The following is a 3,134-nucleotide window of genomic DNA, read 5'->3' as shown; positions in this document are numbered from 1 at the left end:
CTGGCCGTCATCGACTACGAGAAGTGCATCGGCTGCGGCATCTGCGCCCAGAAGTGCCCCCGCAAGCTGATCACCGTGGACGGCAAGGTGCCCGAGGTGAAGCCCGCGGCGCCCAAGGCTGCCCCTGCTGCTGCCGCCCCCAAGGCGGAGGCTCCCAAGGCCGAGGCCCCTGCCGAGCCCAAGGAGTAATTCATTCCAGACACAAAAAACAGGACCTGCAAGAGCAGGTCCTGTTTTTTTGTTGCCCGGAGGCTTAGTGCTGGCCCAGCTGGAAGGAGGCGCACTCGGTGGAGGCGCACTTGGTGGCGTTGGGCTCGCAGCAGCCCACCTTGATCTCGTTCAGGGTGCAGTAGTTCTGACCCTGGCAGTGGTGGGCGCAGTTGGTGACGGAACACTTGATGCTGTTGTTAGGGGTCTGGTTCATCGCAAATTCCTCCTTGTTACCGTGGTACGCTTCTAGTATGAACGGTATGGAGGGAAGTTATGCAGACCTGTCGCAAATATTTTTGCGCGGGGTTAGCGCCTGTCAGCCGTCGTTTTGTCCGTTCCCGTTTTCGTTCTCCACTACTGTGGGGATGAACTGGGGTGCAAATTTGCCTTTGCCCCGGTTTTTTACATAAAAGAATCCAATGAAGGAAAAGACCACCGCGCCGATGAAGTTGACGAACAGATCCTTCATGGTGTCGATGATACCGATGTCCAGATAGCCGCCCAGCCCCAGGGACTGCTGGGCGCCGTCAGCGGTGACCACAATGACGTCGGTGATGTGCTTGATGGCAATGGGATGGTTGCCGCCGGCAGGGTCCAGCATGACCGAGCCAATGGAATTGACGATCGTATCCTTCTGCATGTCCAGCAGGAAAAGCTGATCCATGGAGAACTCAAAAAATTCCCACAGCACACCGATGGTCATGGAGAAACAGAAGGCCACCACCGCCAGATAGACGGGAGAGAGACTGAATTTCAGCTTCTCGTTGCGGTTGAGGATGTCCAGCAGGGAGAAGCCGATGGCGGCGCACAAAAAGCCGTTGAGGGTATGGAGCATGGTGTCCCAGTAGGGATACTGAATGTAATAAGCCTGGATCTCACCCAGGATCTCGGCGGCAAAGATGAAAAGTAAGATAATGACTTCCAGCGTATCCGGAATCTCAATGCGGATGGTGCGCTCCAGAAAGCTGGGCAGGGTAAAGAGAAACAAGGTGAGGACGCACAGGAACACATTTTCAAAATTGCCCTTAAAGGATTGGGCGACAATGGCGAAAATGACCAGGGCACGGAGAATGATGTATACGGCGGTCAGGCCAGGTTTGGCCTTCACTTGCTCCTTCAGCGCCTGCCGGCGCTGCCCCTTGGGATGATGCTCTTTTTTCATGTTGTTACCTCCTGACCGGCGGCGGGGAGCTGGGCCGCGGACAATTCCCGGTAGAGCTGGGCGGAGTGGGGCAGGGATTCCTGCTCCTCCGGGCGCAGGGGCCGCACCGCCTTGGCTGGGGAGCCCATTACCAGGCTACCTGGTGGGATCACGGTGTTCTGGGTGACCAGCGCGCCGGCGGCAATCAGGCTGCCCGCTCCGATGACACAGCCGTTGAGCAGAATGGCACCCATACCAATCAGACAGCCGTCCTCCACCGTACAGCCGTGGAGAATGGCGCCGTGGCCCACCGTGACATCCCGCCCGATCACAGCAGGAAAGCCGGGATCGCTGTGAAGGACGCAGTTGTCCTGAATATTGGAGCCATCGCCCAGGCAGATGGAGCATTCGTCGCCCCGCAGGACCGCGCCGTACCAGACGCTGGCGGCCCGGCCAATGCAAACGTCGCCCACTACGGTAGCGTTAGCGGCGATTCTTGCTTCCGGATGAATACGGGGCGTTCTTGTATCAAAAGGCTGAATCATGGGAAATGCGCCCTCCTCGTTTGGCCTGTGATTTGTCTCAGATACTCTATTATAGCCTGATTCGACCTGGAACCGCAAGTCAAATCTAGGCGGGAGTCGCATAGAATAGGGCGGAGGTGAACGCCGATGGAACTCAAACGCAATCAAATCACGGTGGGGGAACTGCTTGACCATCCAGGCAGCCGGGCGGTGCTTCAGCGCCGCTTTCCCATGCTGTTCAAGCATCCCATCCTGGGGGCTGCCCGCTCCATCACCCTGGAGCAGATCCTTTCTGTGGCCCAGGCTTACGTATCCCAGAAAAAGATTGACGAGACCCTCAATGACCTGAGACGGGCGTAAACCAAGGCCTCTCGCCAGGCTATGGCCTGGCGAGAGGCCTTCTTTTATGCGGTCCTGCGGCGGAACAGCCGGGCATACCAGCGCAGAGAGCCGGTATCACGGGTACGGCGCAGCAGCAGCGTGGTCAGTATAGTATCCGTGCAGAGCAGCGCCGCAGCAGGCGGAGCCGCCCAGGTTGGGATGGCGGCGGCCAGCCAGGCGACAGCCGGGTGGAGAAAATAATAGATCGCCAGGGTCAACGCTCCCCAATACAGGGCAAAGCGGAGACAGACATGCCGCCCGAGATGGAGGGGAAGGTGAGAGTAGTCCCAGAAGGAGACCAAAAAGACCTTTTCATAAAAAAGCCCGGCCAGAAGTTCCGCCCCCGTACACACCAGCACCGCGGCGGGAAAGAGCAGGAATGGGTTTGCTTGTATTTGCTCCGGCAGCAGAAGCAGGCCCAGCGCGCCAAGCCCATAGACGGGACAGATGGGTAAAAATAGCCGGCACTTCCGGTCCCGCTTGGACTCACCGGTCATGCGGGCATAACAGACCTCAATGAGAAAGCCAATAAAGCTGTAGATCAGGAAGATCCAAAACAGTGACATGCTCCCGCCTCCTTTGCTTTTTAGTGTGGACATAACCGGCGGGAAGGATACCTGTCAGTCTTTGCACACAGCCGGGCAGACTGAACGGCACAGATGTCAAGGAGAAGAGGGAAAAAAGCAGGAAATTTGTCCATTATGCTCTTGCCGGAAGAGGAGAAAATATGATACGATAGAAAAAATTCAAAAGGGGAAATGAAGCGTCATGCGGCATTTGATCGACTTTGGAGACCTGACGAGGGCGGAGTGGGATTCCCTGTACCAGCGGTGCAGTGATATTATGGACCACCCCGCCGATTTTATGGACGCCTGCCG

At 57.3% G+C, this 3,134-nt stretch carries 6 protein-coding genes; 2 read left to right on the top strand and 4 right to left on the bottom strand.

Annotated elements, in window-relative coordinates; translation table 11 throughout:
* On the top strand, positions 1-189 hold a 189-nt coding region (locus Q0K43_RS10810), incomplete at its 5' end, for a 4Fe-4S binding protein (protein ID WP_297290534.1).
* Positions 190-253: 64 nt separating this feature from the next.
* Here the strand turns inward: Q0K43_RS10810 and Q0K43_RS10805 are convergent.
* The 3 genes from Q0K43_RS10805 to Q0K43_RS10795 form a co-directional block, all read right to left on the bottom strand.
* On the bottom strand, positions 254-424 hold the full coding sequence (locus tag Q0K43_RS10805) for a DUF1540 domain-containing protein (RefSeq protein WP_297290533.1): 171 nt from the start codon (positions 422-424) through the stop codon (positions 254-256).
* 102 nt (positions 425-526) lie between these two features.
* On the bottom strand, positions 527-1,372 hold the full coding sequence (locus Q0K43_RS10800) for a hypothetical protein (protein WP_297290532.1): 846 nt from the start codon (positions 1,370-1,372) through the stop codon (positions 527-529).
* The gene (locus tag Q0K43_RS10795; RefSeq protein ID WP_297290531.1) at positions 1,369-1,896 is read right to left on the bottom strand and encodes a gamma carbonic anhydrase family protein; all 528 of its coding nucleotides are present in this window, start codon (positions 1,894-1,896) and stop codon (positions 1,369-1,371) included. The genes Q0K43_RS10800 and Q0K43_RS10795 overlap by 4 nt, the downstream gene beginning before the upstream one ends.
* Positions 1,897-2,022: 126 nt before the next feature.
* On the opposite strand from Q0K43_RS10795, the gene Q0K43_RS10790 reads away from it, so the two are divergent.
* Positions 2,023-2,235, top strand: a complete 213-nt coding sequence (locus Q0K43_RS10790; RefSeq protein WP_087187718.1) for a hypothetical protein — start codon at positions 2,023-2,025, stop codon at positions 2,233-2,235.
* Positions 2,236-2,279: 44 nt separating this feature from the next.
* On the opposite strand, the gene Q0K43_RS10785 is transcribed toward Q0K43_RS10790, so the two are convergent.
* The gene (locus Q0K43_RS10785) at positions 2,280-2,822 is read right to left on the bottom strand and encodes a putative ABC transporter permease (RefSeq protein WP_297290530.1); all 543 of its coding nucleotides are present in this window, start codon (positions 2,820-2,822) and stop codon (positions 2,280-2,282) included.
* Positions 2,823-3,134 lie beyond the last annotated feature (312 nt).

Source organism: uncultured Flavonifractor sp. (assembly GCF_944383115.1).
Classification (GTDB): domain Bacteria; phylum Bacillota; class Clostridia; order Oscillospirales; family Oscillospiraceae; genus Flavonifractor.
The sequence above is the reverse complement of the archived record's forward strand: the minus strand, read 5'-3'. Positions and strand labels throughout refer to the sequence as shown.

Bases quoted from the DNA above. Each gene is read 5' to 3' on its own strand.
- Q0K43_RS10805 (WP_297290533.1), bottom strand. From the start codon at position 424: ATGAACCAGACCCCTAACAACAGCATCAAGTGTTCCGTCACCAACTGC.
- Q0K43_RS10800 (WP_297290532.1), bottom strand. From the start codon at position 1,372: ATGAAAAAAGAGCATCATCCCAAGGGGCAGCGCCGGCAGGCGCTGAAG.
- Q0K43_RS10795 (WP_297290531.1), bottom strand. From the start codon at position 1,896: ATGATTCAGCCTTTTGATACAAGAACGCCCCGTATTCATCCGGAAGCA.
- Q0K43_RS10790 (WP_087187718.1), top strand. From the start codon at position 2,023: ATGGAACTCAAACGCAATCAAATCACGGTGGGGGAACTGCTTGACCAT.
- Q0K43_RS10785 (WP_297290530.1), bottom strand. From the start codon at position 2,822: ATGTCACTGTTTTGGATCTTCCTGATCTACAGCTTTATTGGCTTTCTC.